We start from the raw sequence: 23212 nt of genomic DNA on the forward strand, positions 1-23212 counted from the left end.
ACCTTTTGAAAAAAATGCCTAGTAAACGACTAGGCTGGCCAGTTTTGGTAAATCTGGGCTAATACTTCCGTTGCAACCGCAGGGTCTGCAAAGGTTGTATCAAGTTTGAACAATGCAATGGTATTGCTTGAGCCAACAGCCGTAAGCTTGAGTAGATAGCTTTGCTCACCGACTTGAATGGTGGCTTCATAGCCATGATCTGCCTGAGAGATGACCTTGTAGTTGAGGCTGCTCACAGTTGCAAAGGTATATTGCCAAGCCGTTGCAGTCGGACCATCCACTTTCAGCAATGGATTTTTATTTCCGTCCATCACCAGTTGTGGGCGACCTAGGCTGGTTGCTGTCGCTTCAGTTGTGTTGCTAGGTGCAGTTTGCACTGACTCTGGGCGAGGGAGTGCATAACGGTTGCCAGTCTTGTTTTCAAATGTCGGCGCATGTTCAATCGCAAGCGGGTCAACCGTTGGTGCCGGATACAATGGCGTAAATGGTCTTACCGTTGCATTCTCAGGGAACTTGAGTGGTTCAAGCGCTTGCGCTTTTTTATAATCTAAAGAATGATTATTGAGGGCAAAACGACCACAACCAGCCAAACTTAAAGCTGAAATGACTAGGACAACACCAAGACGTAATTGCATCATAAATTGCTCGTATTAAATAATTCCCGCAGTTTTCAAATCTGTGCGGAGAGGTTCACGATATTGTTCTGCTAGAGCGGTTAATGGCAGGCGTAAACCTGTACTGATATATCCCATCTCATGCAACGCCCATTTCACAGGAATTGGGTTTGATTCGCAAAACAAAATATTGTGTAGATTTGCAATTTGCTGATTCAGACTTTGTGCTTTGGCTTGATCGCCCGCTAATGCAGCTTCACAAACTTCGCTCATTTGTTTTGGTGCGACATTGGCCGTCACCGAAATATTACCTTTCGCACCACGCAAGATCAGTTCCCAGGCCGTTTCATCATCACCTGAGTAGACTGCGATTTTACCTTTTAAACCTTCGATGAGGGCTTGACCGCGGGGTACATCGCCAGTTGCATCTTTAATCCCAACAATGTTTTGAATATCAGCAAGACGAATAACAGTCTCGTTTTGCATATCTACGCCAGTACGACCTGGAACATTATAAAGAATCTGTGGGATATCAACTGCTTCAGCAATTGCTTTATAGTGTTGATATAAGCCTTCTTGGGTAGGTTTATTATAATATGGCGTAACGAGTAAGGCTGCATCTGCACCGAGTTCTTTTGCTGCTTTGGTCAGCTCAATTGCTTCGCGTGTGGAGTTTGCACCGGTACCCGCAATAATCGGGATGCGTTTATTGGCTACACGGATCACTTCTTTGATGACTTGTGTATGTTCTTCCATGCTTAATGTTGAGGCTTCGCCCGTTGTGCCAACAGCAACAATACTATGTGTACCTTGTTGGATGTGCCACTCAACGAGCTTCTCCAGGCTCTTCCAATCTACGCGACCATCTTCAAACATAGGGGTGACGAGTGCGACAATTGAGCCTTGAATATTCTGTGCTAGCTGAGTCATTTTAAAAAACTATCCTATTTTCCCATCCGAGATTGAATTAGTTGAAACGAAATAGTGGATGGTTGCAGTATTTTGATTCGTCGTCCAATAATGAATTCGATTGAATGACAATTATGCAAATTATGACTGATCGGCGGCATAAGAACAATATGCTTTAGTCAAACAGCCGAAAACTTTAATTCAACTTTTACCTGAATAATTTTCATGTTAAGAAAAGTTCAGTTGAAAGTAGCCAGACGATAAAGAGCAGCGTATGTTAGAAAGGAGCCAGCAATCCAGAATGAATCACAATATGCATACACATGTGAAACACAGCGCACTCATTGTCGTTGATGTACAAAACGGCTTTACCCCGGGTGGAAACTTGGCAGTCACGGATGCCGATCAGATTATTCCACTCATTAATCAGCTGGCGCGACAGTTTGAAATGGTGGTGCTGACCCAAGACTGGCATCCGGATCAGCATATTTCCTTTGCCGATCATCATGAAAATAAAGCACCTTTTGAAACGATTGAATTGCCTTATGGCACCCAAGTATTGTGGCCCAAGCATTGTGTGCAGGGCACAGTGGATGCCGAATTTCATCCGGCGCTGGATATTCCAACGGCGCAGTTGATTATCCGTAAAGGTTTTCACCCCGAGATTGACAGTTATTCTGCTTTTATGGAGGCAGATCGTAAAACACCGACCGGTCTCAACGGCTATTTAAAAGAACATCAAATTGATACGGTTTATATTGTGGGAATTGCCACTGATTTTTGTGTGGCATGGACAGCACTGGATGCCGTACAGATGGGTTTTACAACCTATGTGATTGAGGATGCCTGTAAAGCCATAGATTTAAACGGTTCATTGCAGAGTGCATGGCAGAGCATGTTGGCGCAGGGTGTGCAGCGTATTCAGTCGGGTGCGATTTTGGCATCAGCTTGAGCTGCCTGAGCGAAAGGCGTTAAACTGCTGGAAAATGATGGATCAGCATCCGCTAAATCATAACTTAAGGCAGAATTGAGCACTTTATGACAGTCGAACTCGATGATTTTGATCAGAAAATTATTCATCATTTACAAATGAATGGTCGTTTGGCCAATCAGGAACTGGCTGAACTGGTAGGTTTGTCGACCTCACAATGTTCACGCCGTCGTGTGCAGCTGGAACAGAAAAAAATCATTACCGGCTATTATGCGCAAATTGCATTGAGCGCTGATCCTGCGCCGATCATGGGCATTATTGAAGTGAAATTACAGAATTATCATGATGCGACCCACGATCGTTTTGTGGAATTTCTTCTGAATGAACCGGCAGTGAAAGACATTCATAAACTGACCGGAAGTTATGATTTTGCACTGAAAGTTGCGGTGAAAAATCTGGATGAAATGGTCAAATTGATTGGTATTCTTTCTTCCCAAACCTTTGGCGTCAGCAATCTGAATACCTCGATTGTTTTGGAAAAGCTCAAGGAAAACGGGATCGCGATTAAATAAAAACGGATTTCCCATGAACGGGGAACAAGCGCTGATTGCAAATAGGCTGTTTATACCGAATGGCTTATTTTGAATATAAATTGCATTTATGGCAAAAATATAAGAATAAATTGCGTATTTAGAATAAAAATGATCAAATATGCCGCCCTTTCTTTGAAAGGCATCTCTCCCTTCTGCTGTTCCGTGATTGAGTTGTATCTTTATGAATACCGAGCAAAATGTATCTCTGGTCAGTCCAGTCGTGCCTATTATTGACCAACATTCCAAAATTGAAGATGCGTTGGCACTGTTGACGGGAACATTTATCCTTTCTTTTGCCATGACCTTATTACAGCAAGCCGGCATTATGACGGGCGGTACAGCAGGTCTGTCTTTGCTACTGCATTATATTACCGACATCAAATTTGGTATTTTATTTTTCTTTATCAATATCCCGTTCTATTATTTTGCATATAAGAAAATGGGGATGGCTTTGGTGGTAAAAACCTTTATCGCTGTTGCCTTGCTGGCCGGGTTTACTGCCCTCATTCCGCAATTTTTTCATCTCTCTGATGTTCATCCGATTTATGCGGCGATTTTTGCCAATGTCTTGATGGGGGTGAGTTTCCTGATTTTATTTAGACATCGTTCCAGTTTAGGCGGTATCAATTTACTGGCTTTATATTTACAGGAACGCTTCAACATTCCAGCAGGTAAGGTACAGTTGGGAATTGATCTGGCAATTTTGCTCACGTCACTATTATTTGTCGACTGGAAGTTGATTCTGGTTTCTATTATGGGGGTGGTTATTCTTAATTCGATTATTTTGCTGAATCATAAAACCACACGCTATATTGCATAAAATTATTTTAAATTTATTGTTTTTATATGAATTAATAAACTGTAAAAGCAGAGAAGAAGGGCGAACCCTTCTTCTCTTTCTCTCTTTATTCTACTGTTACACTCTTGGCAAGGTTACGCGGTTGATCGACATCGGTTCCACGTAATACGGCCACATGGTAAGACAACAGCTGTACCGGGACGCTGTAAACGATCGGTGCTAACCATTCATTGACAGCTGGAACATGCACAACATGCTGACGGTCTTTGCCATGGATACCGCTATTTTCATCTGCGAAAACAAACAGTTCACCGCCACGGGCCTGTACTTCTTCCATGTTCGATTTGAGTTTGTCGAGCATGTCATCCTGCGGAGCTAAAATGACTACCGGCATTTCATTATCTACCAAAGCCAGTGGACCATGCTTCAATTCACCTGCGGCATAGCCTTCAGCATGAATATATGAAATTTCTTTTAGCTTTAATGCGCCTTCAAGTGCAATTGGGAAATGCGTACCACGACCCAAGAACAGGCAGTGATTTTTTTCAACGAACAGTGCTGACAAACGCAGAATTTCAGTATCACCCTGTAAGGTATCCAAAATCACTTTCGGGCAGTGCCATAATGCAGTGGTGATTTCATTGAGCTGTGCATCAGACAGGCGTTGTTTCACCTGACCGATTTTCAGAATCAATAACATCAATGCTGCAAGTTGCGTGGTGAAGGCTTTGGTTGAAGCCACTCCGATTTCAGGGCCCGCCAGTGTCAGTAAATGATGATCTGTTTCACGCACCATAGAAGAGGTCGCAACGTTACAGATGGTCATGGTGCTGATGGCAATGTTATTGGCTTTGGCACGTTTTTGGGTTTCACGTAATGCAGCCAAGGTATCTGCCGTTTCACCAGATTGAGAAATACAGATATACAAGGTATTTGCCACAATCACAGGGCTGCGGTAACGGAATTCGCTTGCGATTTCAACCTGACACGGTACGCCAATTAATTGTTCGAACCAGTATTTGGCAATCATGCCGGCATGGTAACTGGTACCACAGGCAATAATTTGAATTTGCTGGATTTTACTGAAATCTGCATCGGCATGATTGAGGAAATCTTCGCGTAAGCTATTGCCATTCAATGCCTGAGAAATAGTTTGCTGGATCGCTTCAGGTTGCTCATAAATTTCTTTGAGCATGAAGTGCTTATATTCACCCTTAGACGCATTGCTAACGGTCGCATCTAATTCCTTGACCGGACGCTGTACAGGCTCGCCGTTAACAAAAACTTCAATACTGTTACGGGTTAAGCGTGCAATATCGCCTTCTTCTAAATAAACGAAGCGATTGGTCACAGGTAATAAGGCCAACTGGTCAGAACTGATAAAGTTCTCGCCGATCCCGACCCCAATCACCAGGGGTGAACCTTCACGTACGGTGATCAATTCGTCTGGATGTGCGGTATGCACAATACCCAGTGCATAAGCACCTTTCAGGCGAGGAGTAATCTGTTGTACTGCTTCTAGCAGACTATCGGTTTGCTTGAGTGCATCATTCACCAGATGCGCCACAACTTCGGTATCGGTTTGTGAGGTAAAGACATAACCCAAAGCTTGTAATTCATCTTTAAGTTCTTGATAGTTTTCGATAATACCGTTATGGACTACTGCAACATTGCCAGAAACGTGCGGATGCGCATTGTTTTCAGTCGGCTTGCCGTGGGTTGCCCAACGGGTGTGTGCAATCCCTACATTGCCGGTTAAATGTTGTTCTGCTACAGCTTCAGCTAGATTAGCCACTTTACCCACGCGACGTTCACGCAAGATTTGCTGTTTATTCAATAAGGCTAAACCTGCAGAGTCATAACCACGATATTCCAGACGCTTGAGACCTTCGATCAGAATCTCAGTTACACAACGTTCAGCAACGCCACCAACAATACCACACATAATTTTATCCTCTTATTTTTTCAGTTTTTGGGGACGTTGATAATCCGCTTTTTCAAACTGCTTTGATCGTTCCACAGCCAAACTACACTCAGCTACATCTCGTGTTAAGGTAGATCCCGCACCTGTAGTCGCACCCTGACCGATTCTGATCGGTGCAACCAGTGAGTTATTGGTTCCAATAAAGACATGATCTTCAATAATGGTACGGTGTTTGTTGGCACCGTCATAGTTGCAGGTAATGGTGCCTGCACCAATATTACAGCCTGCACCAATGTCAGCATCACCTAGATAAGTGAAATGATTGGCTTTAGAACCCAGACCGATATTGGAATTCTTGACTTCAACAAAGTTACCGATATGGACGTCATTGGCAAGATTGGCGCCTGGACGTAAGCGTGCGAAAGGCCCAATCTGGGTATTCTCGCCTACAACCGCATTTTCAAAAATACTATAGGCCTGTACTTTGGTTCCGGCAGCGATACGGGTATTTTTTAAGATACAGCCTGCACCGAGCTGGACGTTATCACCCAGTTCACAGTCACCTTCAATAATGACATTGATATCAATCTGCACATCCTGACCGCACTTGAGGTTGCCACGTAAATCAAAACGATTCGGGTCAATCAAATGCACGCCCTGTTCCATCAGTTCTTTGGCTTGCTGTTGCTGGAATTGACGTTCTAGCGTCGCCAGCTGGAGACGGTTATTGACACCATCTACCTCAAAGGCCAGTTCTGGTTCAACAGAGGCAACTTCCATACCGTCCGCAATGGCCATTGCCACGATATCGGTCAGGTAATATTCGCCTTGGGCATTTTCATTGGAAAGTTGAGGCAACCACTGATGCAGTTTTGCGTTGCTCACCGCATAAATACCCGTATTAAATTCTTTAATCTGGCGTTGTGCTTCGCTGGCATCTTTATGCTCAACAATGGCCTGGATTTTACCGTCTTGACGGACGATACGGCCATAGCCTGTGGCATCTTCTACCGTCAGTGTCACCAAGCCAATGCCGGTCTGTGTAGCGGCATCTAATAATTTTTGTAGGGTATTGGCATGAATACACGGAACATCACCGGATAAAATCAGCGAAATGCCGTCTTGTGGTAGTACCGGTAAGGTCATTTGGACCGCATGGCCGGTACCTAATTGTTCTGCTTGCTCAACCCATTCAACCTGTTCAGTTGCAAAGCGTTGTTTAACCAGCTCGCCGCCATGTCCATAAATCGTAATAATCTTATCGGCATGTAACTTTTTTGCGGTCTGGATCACGTGTCCAAGCAATGGACGTCCTGCAAGTGGTTGTAATACTTTTGGTAATTTTGAACGCATTCGCGTTCCTTTTCCTGCTGCAAGAATAATAACAGTTGTTGACATAACTAACTCTAATTCAATGGCTTAAGTCAAAATATAAAAATGGATAATAAAAATACATAATGCTGCCCAGAGACCTGCAATGATGTCATCCAGCATGATTCCGAAGCCGCCAGAGACTTTCTGGTCTGCCCAGTTGATCGGGAAAGGTTTCCAGACATCAAATATACGGAATAGAATGAAACCGGCAATGACCCATACCCAGTTTACTTGTTGTAAATAAAGTAAAGGCAGCAAGGTAATGGATTGTCCTGCAAACTCGTCCCATACAATACGTCCATCGTCGTGAACGTTAATCACTTTAGCGGTATGTCCACAGATGTAAATGCCAATCAAGGACATGAAAATCACGACAATAATACTGGCAGACAGACCGAGATAAACCCAGAGCGGGGTAAATAACAGGGCAAAGGCCGAACCAAATGTCCCGGGTGCTTTAGGCGCTAAACCAGAACCGAAACCGACACCGCAAAACACGATGAAACGGTCAAACCAAGTCATTTGGTTAAAGTGAATGGGAGGTTTATGCAAAGTGTTGGTATCCATGAACATGTAACGGGCAAGGTTCGCCCTGATACTCAAATAACAATCCAGTTTGTTGGGTAATTTCGCCGATTATTGTAATCGGAACATCTAATTGTTGTCGCGACAGTTCTTTAAAGTTTTGCGGTGATATTGTAAAGCATAATTCGTAATCATCACCGCCAGCAAGGGCATAATGCCAAGCCTGTTGCAGATCGAGTTGTTTTAGTGATGAATCCAACGGAAGTTGGTCGAGCTGTAATTTTGCACCGACATGGGATGCCTTGAGAATATGACCCAGGTCTTGAGCCAGGCCATCGGACACATCAATCATGCTGGAGGCCAAGCCTTTCAACTGCTGGCCGAGTTGGCAGCGTGGTGTTGGATAGTCCAGACGTTGTTGCAGGGCATGTCCAAGATGTTGCAAGCCAAAGGCTGCGTCTCCGACTTGTCCACTGACACAAATATAGTCGCCAACCTGAGCACCTGCACGCGTGATAGCCTGACCATGCTCAATCCAGCCTAGAGCAGTCACACTGATAGTCAGTTGGGTACTTTGGGTGGTATCGCCCCCGATCAGGCTGACCCCAAATTGATCGCAGCAATCGAAAAGCCCCTGGCTAAATCCGGCCAGCCAGTCATGATCTACGGTCGGTAAGCTGAGTGCCAGTAAAATACTGTGGGGTTTTGCGCCCATGGCCGCCAGATCCGATAAATTGACGGCGACACTTTTCCAGCCAATCGCATGCGCTACAGTATCTAGGGGAAAATGTCGGCCAGCAACCAGTGTATCTGCACAGATTACCAGTTGTTGTGCGGGAGGGGGAGTGACGATGGCTGAGTCATCACCGATGCCTAAACTTACATCTTGAGTAGATGTGCGCTTAAAGTAACGCTCGATAATAGAGAACTCAGCCATGTAAACAAGCCTGTTATTTTGCTTGCTGTTTTTCAGCTTCACGAAGTTTTGATGAAAGACGGTCTAATACACCATTGATGTATTTATGGCTATCTGCACCACCAAAGTGTTTCGCTAATTCAATTGCTTCATCAAGTACAACACGATACGGCACTTCGAGATGATCGCGGAGTTCATAAGCGCCTAAACGCAAAGTTGCAAGCTCTACACCATCGAGGGCAGATAACTCACGGTCAAGTACCGGGATGAGGAGCTCATCTAAAGCTTCATGTTGAGCAACCACTTGAGTGAGCAATTCATGATAATAGTTGAGGTCAACTTTGTGCATCGCATTTTCAACACGCGTACGTGCTTCAATTTCGTGTACAGGGTTATGACTCATTTGCCATTCATAAATCCCTTGTACAGCAAAACGACGTGCTTTGCGTTTCGCTGCATAAGCGGCCTGAAGTGTTTGCGACATGCTTTAAATTGCCTTTAATAAGTTAACCATTTCGATTGCAGTCAATGCAGCTTCGCTACCTTTGTTACCTGCTTTCGTACCAGAACGTTCAATTGCTTGCTCAATGCTGTCTGTCGTCAAGACACCATTGATCACTGGCATTGTGCTTTCAAGTGCAACCACACCTAAACCTTTCGCACATTCGCCTGCAACAAAATCAAAATGTGGTGTGCTACCACGAATCACTGCACCTAAGGCAATGATGGCATCAAATTTATTTGAAGCCGCTAATTTTTTCGCAACGATCGGCAGTTCCCATGCACCTGGCGCATGAATAACCGTAATCGCATCTTCTGAAACGCCATGACGTTTTAACGTGTCGATTGCGCCTTCAAGTAAATGTTCAACCACGAAGCTGTTGAAACGACCGACTAAGATCGCATAACGACCTTCGCTTGCGAGATGTAATAAACCTTCAATACGGCGAATTGCCATAGCAACCTCGATTATTTTGCTGTGATTTGATCGGCAGTGATGTATTCCACTACCTCTAAATTAAATCCTGACAAGGCATTGAAACGAAGTGGAGAACTCAACAACTTCATTTTCTCAACACCCAAGTCACGTAAAATCTGTGCACCAACACCAATGGTCTGGTATTGATGAGACAGTGCGGCATTCGATTTCAGCGGTTTTGGCTGATTCAAACTATTTAATGCCGGACCTAAATCTTCTAAATGATCCTGACCGATCCAGACCAGCACGCCACGATCACTTGCAGCAATGGTTTTCATGGCAAGATCAAGATTCCATGCCGGTGAACCGTCTGCTTTATTCAGCTTTAACAAGTCACGAATCGGGCTGAAACCATGCACACGCACGGTGGTGACACCCTGTTTCGGTTCGCCTTTGACCAAGGCAACATGAATGTCCGGATTACCGATTTCACGGTATTTGTACAATTCAAATGCGCCGTATTCAGTTTCGATGCTTTCTTGAGACAAACGTTCAACGGTTTGCTCATTGGTCATACGGTAATGAATCAGGTCTGCAATGGTCCCAATTTTTAAACCATGTTTTTCTGCAAACACTTCCAGATCAGGGCGACGTGCCATGGTACCGTCATCATTGATAATTTCACAGATCACGGATGCCGGTTCAAGACCCGCCAAACGGGTTAAATCACAACCTGCTTCGGTATGACCTGCACGGTGTAACACACCACCCGGTTGGGCCATCAATGGGAAAATATGTCCTGGCTGTACGATATCACTTGGCTTGGCATGGGCAGCTACCGCGGTACGAATGGTATGCGCACGTTCAGCTGCTGAAATACCGGTGCTAATGCCTTCTGCTGCTTCAATGGAAAGCGTGAAGTTGGTCGCATGCTGTGCGCCGTTCTGATCTACCATTAATGGCAGATTGAGTTGCTTACAACGCTCGCGGCTTAAGGTCAGGCAGACCAGACCACGTGCATGGGTAATCATGAAGTTAATATCTTCAGGGCGAACATGCGTTGCGGCGATGACCAGGTCACCTTCATTCTCACGATCTTCATCATCCATCAGGATGACCATTTTGCCTGCACGAATATCTGCGACAAGCTCTTCAACACGACTCAGCGGCATTCGCTTTCACCTTTGATGTTGCCTTTTAAGGCTCTAGTATTCGATAAATCTGGCATAGTTTACCGCATTTTAAAAAATTTCGCCTGTGCTTCTTGATCAATTCAAATATGCCATGTGCAAAAGCAGATCTTGGCTTGATCTGAAGTGGTGGCCTTGTACTTTTTCAGCTGATTTTAAGATGAATGTAGAGTGGAAAAAAATAAGGCTTTGTCATTTCACAAAGCCTTATTTAAACTTAAGCTGCGATGCTTGAATCAGGATTCAGTCGCTGCTTTGGCTTTTTTGCCCATCAGGATTTCAGTACGTAACGTCTGTGCTACGGTTGCACAGGCCTCATTCATACCGTTAATCATGAATGCATGGCGGGTCATGATGTTGCTTGGGTTTGGCATCGCCACCAGTTCATAATTATTTTGAATAGTTTTCAGCTGATCATGATTCAGGTGTAAAGCCGCTTCTTTGGCATGTAGATGTTGAGTTAAGCGTTTCGCTGCTTCAACCGCATCCAGCTGCATGGCATCCACCGCGCCAGCAACCGCACCACGGGTTTGCAAGGCAAAACGTTTATCTTCGCGATAACGTTTATACAGGACATCCGACAACAGCTGGAACACGGCACCGACCATCATCAGGCACTCGAGTGCTTGAGCGTGTTCTGTATTGGTGGTGAGGGTAGCACCTTCGCTATCAAACTCTTGTGTCACCTGAATTTTAGCGGCATCGATTTGATAATGCTTGGCACATAAATCGATACTCTTATCCAGAAACAACTGACACAGTTTAAAATACGGCACCGATACAGACTGGTTGACACTGTTCAGCAGTTGTTTTGGATCATAGAACTGAATGTTCAAAGCCAGGGCCTGATCATCCAGTTGAACCGTTTCTGCTGGACGTTTCTCGACGCGCGCCTTGCTTTGTGCTTTGGCCTGCTGTTGCGCCTGAGCGACCAACGTTACGGTATTTTGTTTTTCCAGCGCCAATGCCTGAGTTAAACGTTGAATTTCATGCTTCAGATGATTTTCCTGATTAATACGCGCCAGATATTCACTGCGGGTTGGACGGGCAATGGCACGATAAGCCAGCCAGATCAGGCCATGAATAAATAACGATACTAAAATCGCTAACCACTGGGTACGTAAGATTTCACCGATACTAGGCTGGATCAGGGTAATTTCAACCGTGCCAACCTTTTTCTCGTTTTGCAATGCATCACGAACAAATACTTCGCCTTGGCGGGTTTTTGACATACCACTTGTAGCAAGCACTTGCTTATTGGCATCCAGAATACGAATCGAAGCAACACTTGGATTGGTGGCATAACGATTCGCGACCAGTGCCAAAGAAACGGTATTGGCGGGGTCCAGTTCCGAAAGCGTATCTGCCACTAACTGACTGGTCATCAGTTGCCCTTGGCTGGCGCGGTTTTCATTGAGTTGATGTGTCGTTGCAATCACCAATAAAAAGGTATGCAATGCAAAACTTACGATCAGTAGGCTAGCAAATAGCCCTTGGCGAGGCGCATTCAAGTTAAACTTCCAAGGCAAATAGATTTAGGTTCGGTTATGTTATGATTCTTACATACAATAGTTGTCGCTCAACCACGAGTCAATTCATGCGAGAAATCATTCTTATATCCTTTCTAGGACCCGATCAACCGAATCAGTTTACTCGATTAATGCAGGTACTATCCGTACATTCTTTGCAAATACTTGATGTAGGTCAGGCCGTTATCCACAATCAACTGACCCTCGGGATCGTTGTTGCATCGGATAATGAGACTGCTACTGCATTGGCAATGAAAGAGATCCTGATTTTAGCACATGATATTGGCCTAACAGTGCGATTTAAACCAATCTCCAACGCAGAATATGATCAATGGGTGAGTGAAGGCGGACGAACCCGTTATATCGTGACGGCACTGGCTCCGGAACTTACCGCTGCGCATTTGCAGGCGGTGACAAAAATCGTGTCCAGTCAGGGTTTTAATATTGAAACGGTCACGCGTTTGTCCGGACGTCTGGAACTGGATACCGAGAGTCCTTTCCCACGCCGGGCCTGTGTTCAGTTTGGACTGAGTGGACAGATGCTCGATGCGCAAGCCATGCGAGCAGCCTGCCTGAGCTTGTCAGGTGAGTTGAATATTGACGTGGCGGTACAGGAAGATAATGCCTATCGCCGTAATCGCCGTCTGGTCTGCTTCGATATGGACTCTACCCTGATTGAGCAAGAAGTGATTGATGAACTGGCACTCGAGGCGGGGGTAGGTGCCAAGGTGGCGGAAATTACCGAGCGTGCCATGCTGGGTGAGCTGGATTTCCAGCAAAGTTTCCGTGCCCGTGTTGCTTTACTCAAAGGTCTGGATGCTTCAGTTTTACCTAAAATTGCAGAACGGCTAACCGTGACTGAAGGGGCGGAGCGCCTGATTTCAACCTTGAAAGCCTTAGGATACAAGACCGCAATTTTATCGGGTGGGTTCCAGTATTTTGCTGAATACCTGCAAGCAAAATTAGGAATCGATGAAGTACATGCCAATATTCTCGACGTTGAAAATGGTGTGGTGACAGGTGAGGTCAAAGGCGCCATTGTCGATGGTGCGCGTAAGGCTGAACTGCTTCGCCAGCTAGCGGAGAAAATGGGGATTTCTTTGGAACAGGCCATGGCAGTGGGCGATGGTGCCAACGATTTACCGATGCTCTCGATTGCCGGTCTCGGGGTGGCATTCCGTGCCAAACCTTTAGTTCGCCAAAATGCCAATCAAGCCATTTCCAGTGTGGGTTTAGATGGTGTTTTGTACTTGTTGGGTATGCATGATAAAGACCTGAATCGCGCTTAAAACAGCAATTTGGGGTGTGAAAATAGGGCCGCTTTTTAAGCGGCCTTATTCATTTCTAACACGTCATGATTCCGTCATATTTATGTCTAAATGTATAGAAAAACAACGATAAAAAATTTCTGAAAAAAGTTTTTTTAAGCCTTAAAACATCGATAGTTTTTTGTAATGACACGCCACAATTGATGCTATATGGAGATTTGGGGCTTTTGTAATTTTAAAAAATGTAATGACAAAAGCATATTGCGACAGCTTATGTCGTAAGGTTAATTTCAGGCTCTTTTTTTCTAAAAAAAACCCTCCATAATGCATACAGACGTTAATGCAACACCAAGTACTGTTTGAGATTACAGAACAATATAGAGGTCTGGACACAATGACAGACCATCCTTTTTAAGACGGAGGTTTCTATGGAAGCAGCGAATTTCACCATGTTGGTTGGATTTGGCTTAATCGCTGTCGCAATTATTGCTGTTTTCTTTTCTCCTTATCGTCGTTGGTTAGGTTTTATGTTGGCAGGTATGCTGTGCTGGGGACTGTTAGAAGTGGTACGCTTTGGTGCGCAAACCATATTCGAGATGTCAGTCGCCTATAGCTATCTCACCGCATTGAGCCTTGCGATGATTATGGTTACATTTATTCTGTTACGTGAAGATAAACAGGCACAAAAACAACTGGCGAATCGTCAGTATATTGAACATACCCCGGTTTATAAGGATGACCAGCAACAATGTTCTAGCAGATAAATTATAATAATATGAACAACATCAAAGGCATGCTCAGCATGCCTTTTTTGTATTAATTTTCTGCAACAAAGCTTTTACAGACAACTGGACAATTATGCTAGGATACTGTTGTCTTAAATTTCATCATAATACTGTAGGCATAATTGTCATGAAGCTTTCTTCTTTACCTGTGGTTAAGTTACCGATCGTTGATGTCAGCACGGATCCATTGGATTTGTTGGTGGCAGGTTTAGCGTTACGTATGAAGCAATTGGCACGCACTAGCCCAAAGTTTATTGAATTGGTTCATGACCGTGAGTTCCGTATTCAGATCGGTACAGATGCCGGCTTTGCCCGCCAGATTATTGTGAATCGTGGCAAAATTGATACGGTCGCTGGTCAACCGGAGCAGGCCGATTTTATTTTGCAGTTTGCTTCAAGTGAGCAAGGTGTAAAAACCTTGTTGAAAGGCGACCCGACTGCATTCATGACCGGTATGCAGGATGGCAGCATTAAAATGGAAGGCGACTTCAGCTTATTGGTATGGTTTAACCAGGCTGCAAAACTGATTCCACCTAAAGTGCCAAAACCGGTAAAAGAAAAAATCCGTCAGGCACGTGCATTTATTAAAGAAAAAACAGGCAAATAAAAATGCCCTAAAAAAAAACTCCCATTTCGGGAGTTTTTTTATATCTTTAAATTATTCAACTTCCAGATTAAAGGTCACTGGTCCGTCATTGATTAAATGAACTTTCATGTCTGCTGCAAAAATTCCGGTTTGCACATGACTGAATTGTTGACGGGTATATTCCACCAACTGCTCATACAATGCCTTGGCTTGGGCTGGCGGCATGGCTGGGCCAAAGTCTGGACGTAAGCCTTTTTGGGTTTGAGCCATCAAGGTAAATTGAGAGACCAATAAAATCCCGCCATTGGCCTGACCGACATTCCAGCCCATCTTGCCTTGCTCATCATCAAAAATCCGGTATTTCAGAATCTTGTCAATCAGCTTCTGGCCTTTCTCTAAGGTATCTTCCTTGCCCAGTCCCAAGAACACCAGTAAGCCCTGTTGAATCTCACCTGTCGTTTCGCCCTCAACGACTACTTTGGCTTCGAGGACGCGTTGAATTAATGCGCGCATAAAATTAAAGATTAAATGTTCAGTCAGTTGCGCAGTCTAGCAGATTTAATACGGTTGCAGCGTGACCCAAGAAAAGGCTCCGCAATGCTTGATCTTATTTTTCGATTTGTTTTATTAAAATTATCTTTTTTATCTATTGTTAAATTGTTTGTATAGTCCCCGTGCAGGAAAGGTATTTGATTTTGGATTTAACAGTATGTTTAAACGAACGTTTTTATTCACAATAATGGCAGCAATGTTAGGCACCGCGTATGCTGCTCCTTTAACAAAAGACAATGGTGCGCCTGTCGGTGATAACCAGAACTCAACCACAGCTGGCGCGAATGGTGCAACCTTGTTGCAAGATGTCCAGCTGATTCAAAAATTACAGCGTTTTGGCCGTGAACGTATTCCTGAGCGTGTGGTCCATGCACGTGGTACAGGCGTATACGGTGATTTCGTTGCAACAAAAGATTTGTCGGATTTAACCGTCGCGTCTATGTTTAAAGCGGGTACCACCACACCTGTTTTTGTTCGTTTTTCTACCGTGATTCATCCGAAAGGCTCACCAGAAACGGCTCGTGATCCACATGGCTTTGCCGTCAAGTTTTATACCCAACAAGGCAACTGGGATCTGGTTGGCAATAACTTGCCGGTATTCTTTATCCGTGATGCGATCAAGTTTCCTGACTTTGTCCATGCGATGAAACCCGATCCAGTGACCAATGTGCAGGACCCGAACCGAATTTTTGATTTCTTAAAAAGCCAGCCGTGGTCGATTAATATGTTGACCTATGTCTATTCCAACCTTGGGACACCGGAAAGTTACCGTACGCTGGATGGTTTTGGTGTGCATGCCTTTAAACTTTATAACGCCAAAGGCGAGTATAAATACGTCAAATTTAACTGGCGTTCGAAAAAGGGCCTGAAAGGTCTGAATCTGGATCAGGTGAAAGAGGTACAAGGCCGCGACTGGAATCATCTGACCAATGATCTGTATAAAAATGTCTATGCCGGAAATTACCCGAAATGGGACTTGTACATTCAGGTGCTTGATCCAAAAGATCTGGATAAATTTGATTTCAATCCATTAGATGCGACCAAAATCTGGCCTGAGTCTTTGGTGCCTGAAATGAAAGTCGGTACCTTGACCCTAAACCGGATGCCGAAGAACTTCTTCCAGGAAACCGAACAGTCTGCTTTTGCACCCGGTAACCTGATTCCGGGGATCGAGCCATCGGAAGACCGTTTACTGCAAGGCCGTATCTTCTCGTATTCAGATACCCAGATGTACCGTTTAGGTGCGAATCATCAGCAAATTCCCGTAAACCGTCCTCGTGTTGCGGTAAACAACAACAATCAGGAAGGGGCAATGAACATGGGACAAACAGAGTCTCATGTCAATTATGAACCAAGTACCATTGAACCGAAGCCATCTACCGAGATTGCGCGTGCAGTCGCTACGCCGCTCGAAGGCACGGTTATGCAGCATGCGATTCAAAAACAGCAGCCATTTAAACAGGCAGGCGAGCTTTATCGCAGTTATTCGGCTGTTGAAAAGAATGACCTAATTCGTAATCTGGCAGCGGATCTGGGGCAAGTCAAAGATGCAGAAACCAAAACCATTATGGTGTCTTACTTCTATAAGGCCGATGCCGATTATGGGACACGTCTTGCCAAAGCAGTGGGTGTAAACCTTAAAAATGCGCAAGCCAAAGCAGCGCAGTTGAAAGACGAATAAACGCTTTTGTTGATGTGGTAACAGGTGCCTGAATGTTACCCCCAGAAAGTCCTGTAACCTCAATAGCCTTTCCTGCACCTAGGGCGAGTGTTACAGGCACTCCTTATTTAGATTTTAGGATGTTGTGATGATTCATGTACGAGCTGCATTATTTGCGATCAGCATACTCTGTAGCGCTATATCGGTCTCAGCCTATGCGGGTACGCCATCCGCCACAGTCAACGGATCAGATGAAGTGATCGAGCTGTTCTTTTCTGCGGCTAAAGTGGGAAATACCGAAGTCCTACACGAGTTTTTAAAGCACGGCTTTCCGATTGATGTACAGGACCATTCGGGTTATAGCGCTTTAATGATGGCGAGTTACTATGGTCAGAAAGATGCCGTCAAACTGTTGCTGCAACAAGGGGCCAACCGGTGTCTCCGGGACAAGCGCGGACATACCGCACTGATGGCTGCAATCGTGAAAGCCGAGTGGAGTATCGCCAAGCAGTTGCGTCAGGTCGATTGTGATATCAATGCCGCTACAACGGGTCAACTTACTGCAGAACAGTTTGCGCTACAGTTTGGACAGCAGCAGCGTTTAAAAGATATCCAGCCATCGCAATAAAAATAATACGCCCCTATGCTAACGCTTTGAATTTAAAAAGTTGTCCTGCTTTTGTTGTTGTGAAAAAACATGCATTGCAATCGACAGACTCATTTCTGTGCAAAAGTATGCTTTAATGCGAGAACGAGAATAGATCCTAGTCAGTCATGTCTACACCCATTATTCAATCTTTACTTGATACCGACTTATATAAATTCACCATGTTGCAGGTGGTGTTACATCAGTTTCCACAAACGCACAGTGTGTATTTATTCCGTTGTCGAAATCTGGAAGATACGGTTTACCCACTGGTTGAGATTCTGGATGACTTAAACCAGCAGTTAGACTGGTTATGTGAATTACGTTTTGCAGAAGACGAGCTGCAATATCTGCGCTCATTACGTTTTATTAAAAGTGATTTTGTTGACTATCTGGAACTGTTCCAGCTTAAACGTCGCTTTATTCAGGCCAGTATTGACGAGGCGGGTCGACTGGATATTCGGATTGAAGGGCCTATGGTTCAGGCCATGATGTTTGAGATCTTTGTGCTAGCGATTGTCAATGAACTGTATTTCCGCCGTATCCGCAGTGATGAGGTTCTGGCAGAAGGCGAACGTCGTTTACAGCAAAAACTGGTACAACTGCAACACTATGCCCAAGAACAACAACAGAATGATCCTCCCTTTTTAGTGTCTGATTTCGGGACACGCCGTCGCTATAGCTTTGAATGGCAAAAACATGTGGTGCAAGCGTTTCATGCTGCCGCACCCAAGGTATTTCGTGGTACCAGTAATGTGCTGTTAGCGAAACAGTTAGGAATTAGCCCGATTGGAACCATGGCACATGAATTCCTGCAGGCTTTTCAGGCGCTTGATGTACGTCTGCGTAATTTCCAGAAAGCTGCTTTAGAAGCTTGGGTACAAGAATATCGGGGGGATCTCGGGATTGCCCTGACAGATGTAGTTGGCATGGATGCATTCTTACGCGATTTTGATTTGTATTTTGCCAAGCTGTTTGATGGTTTACGTCATGACAGTGGTGACCCGTATGAGTGGGGAGATAAGGCGGCTGAGCATTATCGTAAACTCAAGATTGATACCAAGACCAAGATGCTGACCTTTAGTGATGGTCTGAATCTGGAAAAAGCCTGGTTATTGCATCAATATTTTAAAGACCGTTTTCAGGTGAGTTTTGGGATTGGCACCAATTTAACCAATGATATGGGGCAGAAGCCTTTGAATATTGTGTTGAAATTGGTGGAGTGCAATCGTCAATCCGTGGCGAAAATTTCGGATAGCCCAGGTAAGACCATGACCGATAATGATACCTTCTTGGCGTATTTGCGTCAGGTGTTTGAAATTGAAGAGAATGAAAGTTAGTCTTTAAGCAAACTGGTTTAGAGAATAGTGATCACGGTATCTTACCGAGTATGATTGAAATATTTGGATAAACCTTCGGTTCGACCCACTTTTCTTTCGGGAAAAGTAGGCAAAACCATTGTCATCCACAAAACCTGTTCATTTCCTTCTACTATTTTATCTTTCGCAGAAACAACATTTTGTAAATATTGCGCAGGTTGTGGATGACGTTTTCGAATATCCCATTACATGCGATAGGTCATATTAAATTCCAAGCGTTTCATTGATATTCATTTATCTGTATATCTCCTTTTCTGCTAAATCAATGCAAAAAATCAGACAAAGATAAAAAGTCGGCTATGCTAAAATTACGCATAAGGCGGATGACAAAACAGCATAACAATGACTGACGTAGATTTTAAACTGGGTTTACTGATTGAACCTGAACAACTCGTGCCCTATTTAGGACATGAGCGAATTCGTATTGTCGATTTAAGCCGGGCATCGGTGTATGAACAACTGCATATTCCTCATGCGATCCATTTGCAGCCTAAATATCTGGTGGCACAACAAGAACAAGCCAATGGGATATTGCCGGACTTAGAAGGGCTACAGGCGCTCATCGAGAAATTGAATATTTCACCGCAACATCACGTGGTGGTATATGACGATGAAGGCGGTGCCTGGGCTGGGCGATTAATCTGGAATTTACATTGTCTGGGTTTTCAACATACCAGCCTGATTAATGGCGGCATTCATGGCTGGCTCGGTGCTGGATTACCGACAACGGCTGAAGTTGATCTAGTGAAACCCGTTGCGGATCTGTTACCGATTGATTTAGCCACCGTCCAGCAATATCGGGTCGAATATCAGGAATTACTAAATCAAGTTGAAGAACAGAATATTCAACTGTGGGATTGCCGTAGTAATGATGAATATACAGGCTTGCGTCTGGCTGCGCGACGCGGCGGTCACATCCCAAATGCACTGCATTTTGAATGGAGTACTGCCCTAAACCGTGAAAATCATCTAAAATTACACCCGCTTGAACGCACACAACAACGTTTAGAACAATTAGGCTTTAATTTACAACAACCTGTGGTGGTGTACTGTCAGTCTCACCATCGTTCTGGCTTGGCGTATATTCTGGCAAGGTTGCTTAACTGGCCAGTCAAAGCCTATGATGGTGCGTGGAGTGAGTGGGGCAATCGCCTCGATAGTCCTATTATTTCAGGAGAGTCGCCGTTGTGAGTTTTGCAGCAGATTTAAAAAAACAATTATTTATCAAAGCACAAAATCTTGTGCCGCAACATCAACTCAGCCGTGTGATTGGCAAGGTTGCCGCAAGTGAAAATCTTTTGGTAAAAACTGCTGTTATTCAGGCGTTTAAAGCCAAATACGGGATTGATATGAGCATTGCTGAACAAAGCAATGCGCAACATTATAAATCATTCAATGAATTTTTTACCCGTGCGTTAAAAGAGGGTGTCCGTGGCATTGATGAACAGGCAGATAGTATTGTTTGTCCTGCCGATGGTGCGATTTCACAGCTTGGTAAAATTGAAGCAGGTGATATTTTTCAGGCCAAAGGTCAAAGTTTTTCAGTCGAAAAATTGATTGGTGATCCGCAGTTAGCCAAACCTTTTCATGAAGGGCAGTTTGCGACCGTCTATTTGTCACCTAAAGATTATCACCGTGTACATATGCCTTTGGCAGGCACATTGACCGAAACTTTATATATTCCAGGTGAATTATTTTCGGTCAACCAAGTGACGGCTGAAAATGTACCGGGCTTGTTTGCACGTAATGAGCGTATGGTCTGCTTATTTGATAGCGAACTGGGACGTATGGCGGTCGTTCTGGTGGGTGCAATGATTGTTGCTGGGATTGAAACCGTTGCAACGGGTAAGGTAAAACCGACGGGCCGTGTTGAATTGCAACATCATCAAATGCCATTGGATAAAGGCGCGGAATTAGGTCGCTTCTATCTTGGCTCAACCGCTGTGATTTTATTTGAAAAAGATAAAATGGTCTGGGAAGAGCAGTTCAAAGCCAATTCAACTGTGGTGATGGGCGAGCGTTTAGGTCATTCGGTTTAATTCAGATATGATTTTTTAAAGAGCCCCAAAACTGGGGCTTTTTATTTAGAAGCAATATCTTATATATTTTGTACCACTAGAAATAAGCTTAGATAATTTAAAATAAAGGGTGAATAATGATGAAAGACTTAATACCTCAATTTTCTTTTTTTGAATTTTTAGGAATTTTAACTTCGGCAACAATATTAGGTAATTACTTACTAGACCGGTCCTTAATCAATATTACGGTTTTCATACTGTATTGTTTTTTTGCAGCAGGGCTAGCCAGCTTAAATTTTTATTTACGTTATAAAAGTAATCCCAAGATTAAGAATTAGTTTTGATTTTTATTATGTTTTATGTGCTCTAGATTAAATAATATGATTGAAGATATAAGATATTTAATTATTTTCGCAAAAATTGCTGAATTTGGTTCAATTTCCAAAGGAGCCAAAGCACTAGGCCTGTCGACGGCAACGGTGAGTATGCATCTCGCCAAGTTAGAGAAAAATTTGGAGTGTGCCTTATTTTATCGTAATACACGAAAAATGACCTTAACACATGATGGACAAAAACTTTTAGAAACGGCCAAAGGCATGCTGGAAACCTATGAATCAGGTATTTCAGACTTTAAACAACGTTCTATTCTTAGAAAGACACAATTGCATATCTCCATCCCGGCAGTTTTTATCCATAGCGAGTTTATGCAATGTATTACCACATTTTTTGAGGCGTATAAGGACTTAACTGTACACATTACTTGTGATGATAGCAGAACAGATTTGATTGCTGAAAATGTGGATATTGCTTTTCGAATTGGTGAGCTTGCAGATAGTTCATTTAAAGCTCGTTATTTGTTTCCCTTAGCCCGAAGTATTGTTGCGACCCCAGATTTTTTACGTCAGTATCCGCCCATTACTCATCCAAAACAGCTGATCAATATGAAATGGCTGGGTTTGATTATGAGAAAAAATAAGCGAATATTACGGCATCGACATACAGGCGAAGAGGTCGAAATCTCATATCAGCCTCATATTTATGTGAATAATGTTGATGCTGCTTATCGGCTGGCAAAATTAAATGCAGGACTGGCAGCACCTCCTGATGAATTAATTCAAGCTGATCTTGATCAGCAAAATATTGTAAGAGTGCTACCGGATTGGATACTTGAACCCTTGAGTGTGTATGCAGTTTGGCCTGCGAATATACCAATTAATGGTATTGCCCATGCTTTAATTGAGCGAATTTATCAATCATTTAATTCCCCAATAGTTGGATCAGCATAAAGATGGATAGTATGATTAAAGATCCGCCCATCAACATATTCAGGAGCCTGAGCTGATATGAGTTGGTTAAGATTTTTGCGAGTTTATGTCCTGATACACTCCAAATAATGAAACAGAGGTAGCAAGTAACGAAATAAATAAGAATAAACAGAATAAGAGGAAAATAACTGATGGGTGAGGTGAATAAAGAGATGCCCGAGAGACATGCAATCCATGCTTTAGGATTGAGCCATTGTAAGAGGAATCCCTCTGTAAAATTGGCAACAGATATATTTTTTACAAGTTCAACCTCTGGTTTAGAAAGTATAATTTTTTGCCCCATATAAAAAATAAATAATGCTCCTGCACATTCTAGTATTTTGAAAAAAATAGGATAATGGCTAAGCATTTGGCTAAATCCAAAGCCTAAAAATATTATTAACAAGGTAAAGCCAAGCGTTGCTCCTGAAATAAAGGGTAGTGTTTTTCGAAATCCATGCATTAAGCTGCTTGAAAGAATTGTAATATTGATTGGTCCTGGTGAAATGGACATTGTAAGTGAAAAAATAAACATGCTTATAAGAACAGAGATTGACATTATTTTGAACTTTTTGAAATCAATTATTAAAATACAATGATATAGCGTAATTCAAATAAGATTAGACGGGTTTTATCAAAAACTGATTTTGATTTTTTGATTACAGCACTCTAACAATCAATTTGATTATTCTAAAAAATTAACCTGAAACTGAATCGTGAGTCTTTCATATGGTGAACTTGGGCGAGTTTTTTTATTACTCGCGGTGAAAAGGCCTGAGACAGTGGGATAA

General features: G+C 43.5%; 24 protein-coding genes. 12 read left to right on the top strand and 12 right to left on the bottom strand.

All coding sequences use genetic code 11. From position 1 onward, the window contains the following. Positions 1 to 29 precede the first annotated feature (29 nt). Both J699_RS09535 and dapA read right to left on the bottom strand, forming a co-directional pair. Positions 30 to 635, bottom strand: a complete 606-nt coding sequence (locus J699_RS09535; RefSeq protein WP_032868372.1) for a hypothetical protein — start codon at positions 633 to 635, stop codon at positions 30 to 32. A 15-nt stretch (positions 636 to 650) separates the two neighbouring features. After that, positions 651 to 1544 carry a 4-hydroxy-tetrahydrodipicolinate synthase gene (gene dapA, locus J699_RS09530; protein WP_005282259.1) on the bottom strand — a complete coding sequence of 298 codons (894 nt, stop codon included), beginning with the start codon at positions 1542 to 1544 and terminating at the stop codon, positions 651 to 653. Positions 1545 to 1836: 292 nt separating this feature from the next. Between dapA and pncA the strand changes: the two genes are divergently transcribed. From pncA to J699_RS09515, 3 genes are all read left to right on the top strand, one after another. Next, entirely contained in the window at positions 1837 to 2475 is a 639-nt protein-coding gene (pncA, locus tag J699_RS09525; protein WP_032868374.1) for a bifunctional nicotinamidase/pyrazinamidase, read from the top strand. Positions 2476 to 2561: 86 nt separating this feature from the next. After that, positions 2562 to 3026, top strand: coding sequence for an Lrp/AsnC family transcriptional regulator (locus tag J699_RS09520; protein ID WP_005228065.1), 465 nt, complete (start codon positions 2562 to 2564; stop codon positions 3024 to 3026). A gap of 202 nt (positions 3027 to 3228) precedes the next feature. After that, positions 3229 to 3867, top strand: a complete 639-nt coding sequence (locus J699_RS09515) for a YitT family protein (RefSeq protein WP_005282267.1) — start codon at positions 3229 to 3231, stop codon at positions 3865 to 3867. 85 nt (positions 3868 to 3952) lie between these two features. On the opposite strand, the gene glmS is transcribed toward J699_RS09515, so the two are convergent. The 8 genes from glmS to J699_RS09475 all read right to left on the bottom strand — a co-directional run bounded on the left by glmS (position 3953) and on the right by J699_RS09475 (position 12223). Beyond that, the gene (glmS, locus tag J699_RS09510; RefSeq protein WP_032868376.1) at positions 3953 to 5791 is read right to left on the bottom strand and encodes a glutamine--fructose-6-phosphate transaminase (isomerizing); all 1839 of its coding nucleotides are present in this window, start codon (positions 5789 to 5791) and stop codon (positions 3953 to 3955) included. Between the two features lie 12 nt (positions 5792 to 5803). Next, positions 5804 to 7168 (bottom strand): bifunctional UDP-N-acetylglucosamine diphosphorylase/glucosamine-1-phosphate N-acetyltransferase GlmU, encoded by a 1365-nt coding sequence (gene glmU / locus J699_RS09505; protein ID WP_032868378.1) that lies wholly within the window; start codon positions 7166 to 7168, stop codon positions 5804 to 5806. 21 nt (positions 7169 to 7189) lie between these two features. Next, complete coding sequence (locus tag J699_RS09500) at positions 7190 to 7711, bottom strand: phosphatidylglycerophosphatase A (RefSeq protein WP_032868380.1); 522 nt, start codon at positions 7709 to 7711, stop codon at positions 7190 to 7192. Then, a complete protein-coding gene (thiL, locus tag J699_RS09495; RefSeq protein ID WP_032868382.1) occupies positions 7689 to 8606 on the bottom strand; it encodes a thiamine-phosphate kinase in 918 nt (305 codons plus the stop codon). Before thiL ends, J699_RS09500 begins: the two co-directional genes overlap by 23 nt. Positions 8607 to 8619: 13 nt before the next feature. Next, positions 8620 to 9069, bottom strand: coding sequence for a transcription antitermination factor NusB (nusB, locus tag J699_RS09490; protein ID WP_005060316.1), 450 nt, complete (start codon positions 9067 to 9069; stop codon positions 8620 to 8622). Between the two features lie 3 nt (positions 9070 to 9072). After that, the gene (gene ribE, locus J699_RS09485; RefSeq protein WP_004659764.1) at positions 9073 to 9543 is read right to left on the bottom strand and encodes a 6,7-dimethyl-8-ribityllumazine synthase; all 471 of its coding nucleotides are present in this window, start codon (positions 9541 to 9543) and stop codon (positions 9073 to 9075) included. Between the two features lie 11 nt (positions 9544 to 9554). Next, a complete protein-coding gene (gene ribBA, locus J699_RS09480; RefSeq protein ID WP_005228053.1) occupies positions 9555 to 10676 on the bottom strand; it encodes a bifunctional 3,4-dihydroxy-2-butanone-4-phosphate synthase/GTP cyclohydrolase II in 1122 nt (373 codons plus the stop codon). A gap of 254 nt (positions 10677 to 10930) precedes the next feature. Then, on the bottom strand, positions 10931 to 12223 hold the full coding sequence (locus tag J699_RS09475) for a DUF4175 domain-containing protein (protein WP_165569302.1): 1293 nt from the start codon (positions 12221 to 12223) through the stop codon (positions 10931 to 10933). 68 nt (positions 12224 to 12291) lie between these two features. On the opposite strand from J699_RS09475, the gene serB reads away from it, so the two are divergent. The 3 genes from serB to J699_RS09460 all read left to right on the top strand — a co-directional run bounded on the left by serB (position 12292) and on the right by J699_RS09460 (position 14883). Continuing rightward, positions 12292 to 13512: a phosphoserine phosphatase SerB gene (gene serB / locus J699_RS09470; protein WP_005228049.1), complete on the top strand. Its 1221-nt coding sequence runs from the start codon at positions 12292 to 12294 to the stop codon at positions 13510 to 13512. Positions 13513 to 13919: 407 nt separating this feature from the next. Next, on the top strand, positions 13920 to 14255 hold the full coding sequence (aciT, locus tag J699_RS09465; protein WP_005228048.1) for a ciprofloxacin tolerance protein AciT: 336 nt from the start codon (positions 13920 to 13922) through the stop codon (positions 14253 to 14255). 148 nt (positions 14256 to 14403) lie between these two features. Next, positions 14404 to 14883, top strand: a complete 480-nt coding sequence (locus tag J699_RS09460) for a hypothetical protein (RefSeq protein ID WP_005228046.1) — start codon at positions 14404 to 14406, stop codon at positions 14881 to 14883. A 51-nt stretch (positions 14884 to 14934) separates the two neighbouring features. Here the strand turns inward: J699_RS09460 and dtd are convergent, their stop codons facing one another. Beyond that, a complete protein-coding gene (dtd, locus tag J699_RS09455) occupies positions 14935 to 15375 on the bottom strand; it encodes a D-aminoacyl-tRNA deacylase (protein WP_009508821.1) in 441 nt (146 codons plus the stop codon). A gap of 196 nt (positions 15376 to 15571) precedes the next feature. Here dtd and J699_RS09450 point away from each other — a divergent pair, with 196 nt between their 5' ends. From J699_RS09450 to J699_RS09425, 6 genes are all read left to right on the top strand, one after another. Next, positions 15572 to 17095 carry a catalase gene (locus J699_RS09450; protein WP_032868387.1) on the top strand — a complete coding sequence of 508 codons (1524 nt, stop codon included), beginning with the start codon at positions 15572 to 15574 and terminating at the stop codon, positions 17093 to 17095. Positions 17096 to 17222: 127 nt separating this feature from the next. Beyond that, a complete protein-coding gene (locus tag J699_RS09445; RefSeq protein WP_032868388.1) occupies positions 17223 to 17702 on the top strand; it encodes an ankyrin repeat domain-containing protein in 480 nt (159 codons plus the stop codon). Positions 17703 to 17848: 146 nt separating this feature from the next. Next, positions 17849 to 19060: a nicotinate phosphoribosyltransferase gene (gene pncB, locus J699_RS09440; RefSeq protein WP_032868390.1), complete on the top strand. Its 1212-nt coding sequence runs from the start codon at positions 17849 to 17851 to the stop codon at positions 19058 to 19060. Between the two features lie 381 nt (positions 19061 to 19441). Further along, a complete protein-coding gene (locus J699_RS09435; protein WP_032868391.1) occupies positions 19442 to 20290 on the top strand; it encodes a sulfurtransferase in 849 nt (282 codons plus the stop codon). Next, on the top strand, positions 20287 to 21138 hold the full coding sequence (asd, locus tag J699_RS09430; RefSeq protein WP_032868393.1) for an archaetidylserine decarboxylase: 852 nt from the start codon (positions 20287 to 20289) through the stop codon (positions 21136 to 21138). Before J699_RS09435 ends, asd begins: the two co-directional genes overlap by 4 nt. A gap of 359 nt (positions 21139 to 21497) precedes the next feature. Further along, positions 21498 to 22403 (top strand): LysR family transcriptional regulator, encoded by a 906-nt coding sequence (locus J699_RS09425; protein WP_032868395.1) that lies wholly within the window; start codon positions 21498 to 21500, stop codon positions 22401 to 22403. Here J699_RS09425 and J699_RS09420 read toward each other — a convergent pair. Further along, the gene (locus J699_RS09420; RefSeq protein WP_032868397.1) at positions 22375 to 22980 is read right to left on the bottom strand and encodes a LysE family translocator; all 606 of its coding nucleotides are present in this window, start codon (positions 22978 to 22980) and stop codon (positions 22375 to 22377) included. The two genes, J699_RS09425 and J699_RS09420, sit on opposite strands and share 29 nt — an antisense overlap. Between the last annotated feature and the right edge of the window lie 232 nt (positions 22981 to 23212).

This window comes from Acinetobacter sp. 1000160, from assembly GCF_000588715.1.
GTDB lineage: Bacteria > Pseudomonadota > Gammaproteobacteria > Pseudomonadales > Moraxellaceae > Acinetobacter > Acinetobacter courvalinii.

Excerpts from the sequence above, each read along its gene's own strand:
- serB (WP_005228049.1), top strand. The coding sequence starts at position 12,292 with ATGCGAGAAATCATTCTTATATCCTTTCTAGGACCCGATCAACCGAAT.
- pncA (WP_032868374.1), top strand. The coding sequence starts at position 1,837 with ATGCATACACATGTGAAACACAGCGCACTCATTGTCGTTGATGTACAA.
- ribE (WP_004659764.1), bottom strand. The coding sequence starts at position 9,543 with ATGGCAATTCGCCGTATTGAAGGTTTATTACATCTCGCAAGCGAAGGT.
- J699_RS09425 (WP_032868395.1), top strand. The coding sequence starts at position 21,498 with ATGATTGAAGATATAAGATATTTAATTATTTTCGCAAAAATTGCTGAA.
- nusB (WP_005060316.1), bottom strand. The coding sequence starts at position 9,069 with ATGTCGCAAACACTTCAGGCCGCTTATGCAGCGAAACGCAAAGCACGT.
- J699_RS09435 (WP_032868391.1), top strand. The coding sequence starts at position 19,442 with ATGACTGACGTAGATTTTAAACTGGGTTTACTGATTGAACCTGAACAA.
- J699_RS09535 (WP_032868372.1), bottom strand. The coding sequence starts at position 635 with ATGCAATTACGTCTTGGTGTTGTCCTAGTCATTTCAGCTTTAAGTTTG.
- glmU (WP_032868378.1), bottom strand. The coding sequence starts at position 7,168 with ATGTCAACAACTGTTATTATTCTTGCAGCAGGAAAAGGAACGCGAATG.
- J699_RS09520 (WP_005228065.1), top strand. The coding sequence starts at position 2,562 with ATGACAGTCGAACTCGATGATTTTGATCAGAAAATTATTCATCATTTA.
- pncB (WP_032868390.1), top strand. The coding sequence starts at position 17,849 with ATGTCTACACCCATTATTCAATCTTTACTTGATACCGACTTATATAAA.
- J699_RS09500 (WP_032868380.1), bottom strand. The coding sequence starts at position 7,711 with ATGGATACCAACACTTTGCATAAACCTCCCATTCACTTTAACCAAATG.
- dapA (WP_005282259.1), bottom strand. The coding sequence starts at position 1,544 with ATGACTCAGCTAGCACAGAATATTCAAGGCTCAATTGTCGCACTCGTC.
- glmS (WP_032868376.1), bottom strand. The coding sequence starts at position 5,791 with ATGTGTGGTATTGTTGGTGGCGTTGCTGAACGTTGTGTAACTGAGATT.
- ribBA (WP_005228053.1), bottom strand. The coding sequence starts at position 10,676 with ATGCCGCTGAGTCGTGTTGAAGAGCTTGTCGCAGATATTCGTGCAGGC.
- J699_RS09515 (WP_005282267.1), top strand. The coding sequence starts at position 3,229 with ATGAATACCGAGCAAAATGTATCTCTGGTCAGTCCAGTCGTGCCTATT.
- J699_RS09420 (WP_032868397.1), bottom strand. The coding sequence starts at position 22,980 with ATGTCAATCTCTGTTCTTATAAGCATGTTTATTTTTTCACTTACAATG.
- J699_RS09450 (WP_032868387.1), top strand. The coding sequence starts at position 15,572 with ATGTTTAAACGAACGTTTTTATTCACAATAATGGCAGCAATGTTAGGC.
- aciT (WP_005228048.1), top strand. The coding sequence starts at position 13,920 with ATGGAAGCAGCGAATTTCACCATGTTGGTTGGATTTGGCTTAATCGCT.
- J699_RS09445 (WP_032868388.1), top strand. The coding sequence starts at position 17,223 with ATGATTCATGTACGAGCTGCATTATTTGCGATCAGCATACTCTGTAGC.
- J699_RS09460 (WP_005228046.1), top strand. The coding sequence starts at position 14,404 with ATGAAGCTTTCTTCTTTACCTGTGGTTAAGTTACCGATCGTTGATGTC.
- thiL (WP_032868382.1), bottom strand. The coding sequence starts at position 8,606 with ATGGCTGAGTTCTCTATTATCGAGCGTTACTTTAAGCGCACATCTACT.
- dtd (WP_009508821.1), bottom strand. The coding sequence starts at position 15,375 with ATGCGCGCATTAATTCAACGCGTCCTCGAAGCCAAAGTAGTCGTTGAG.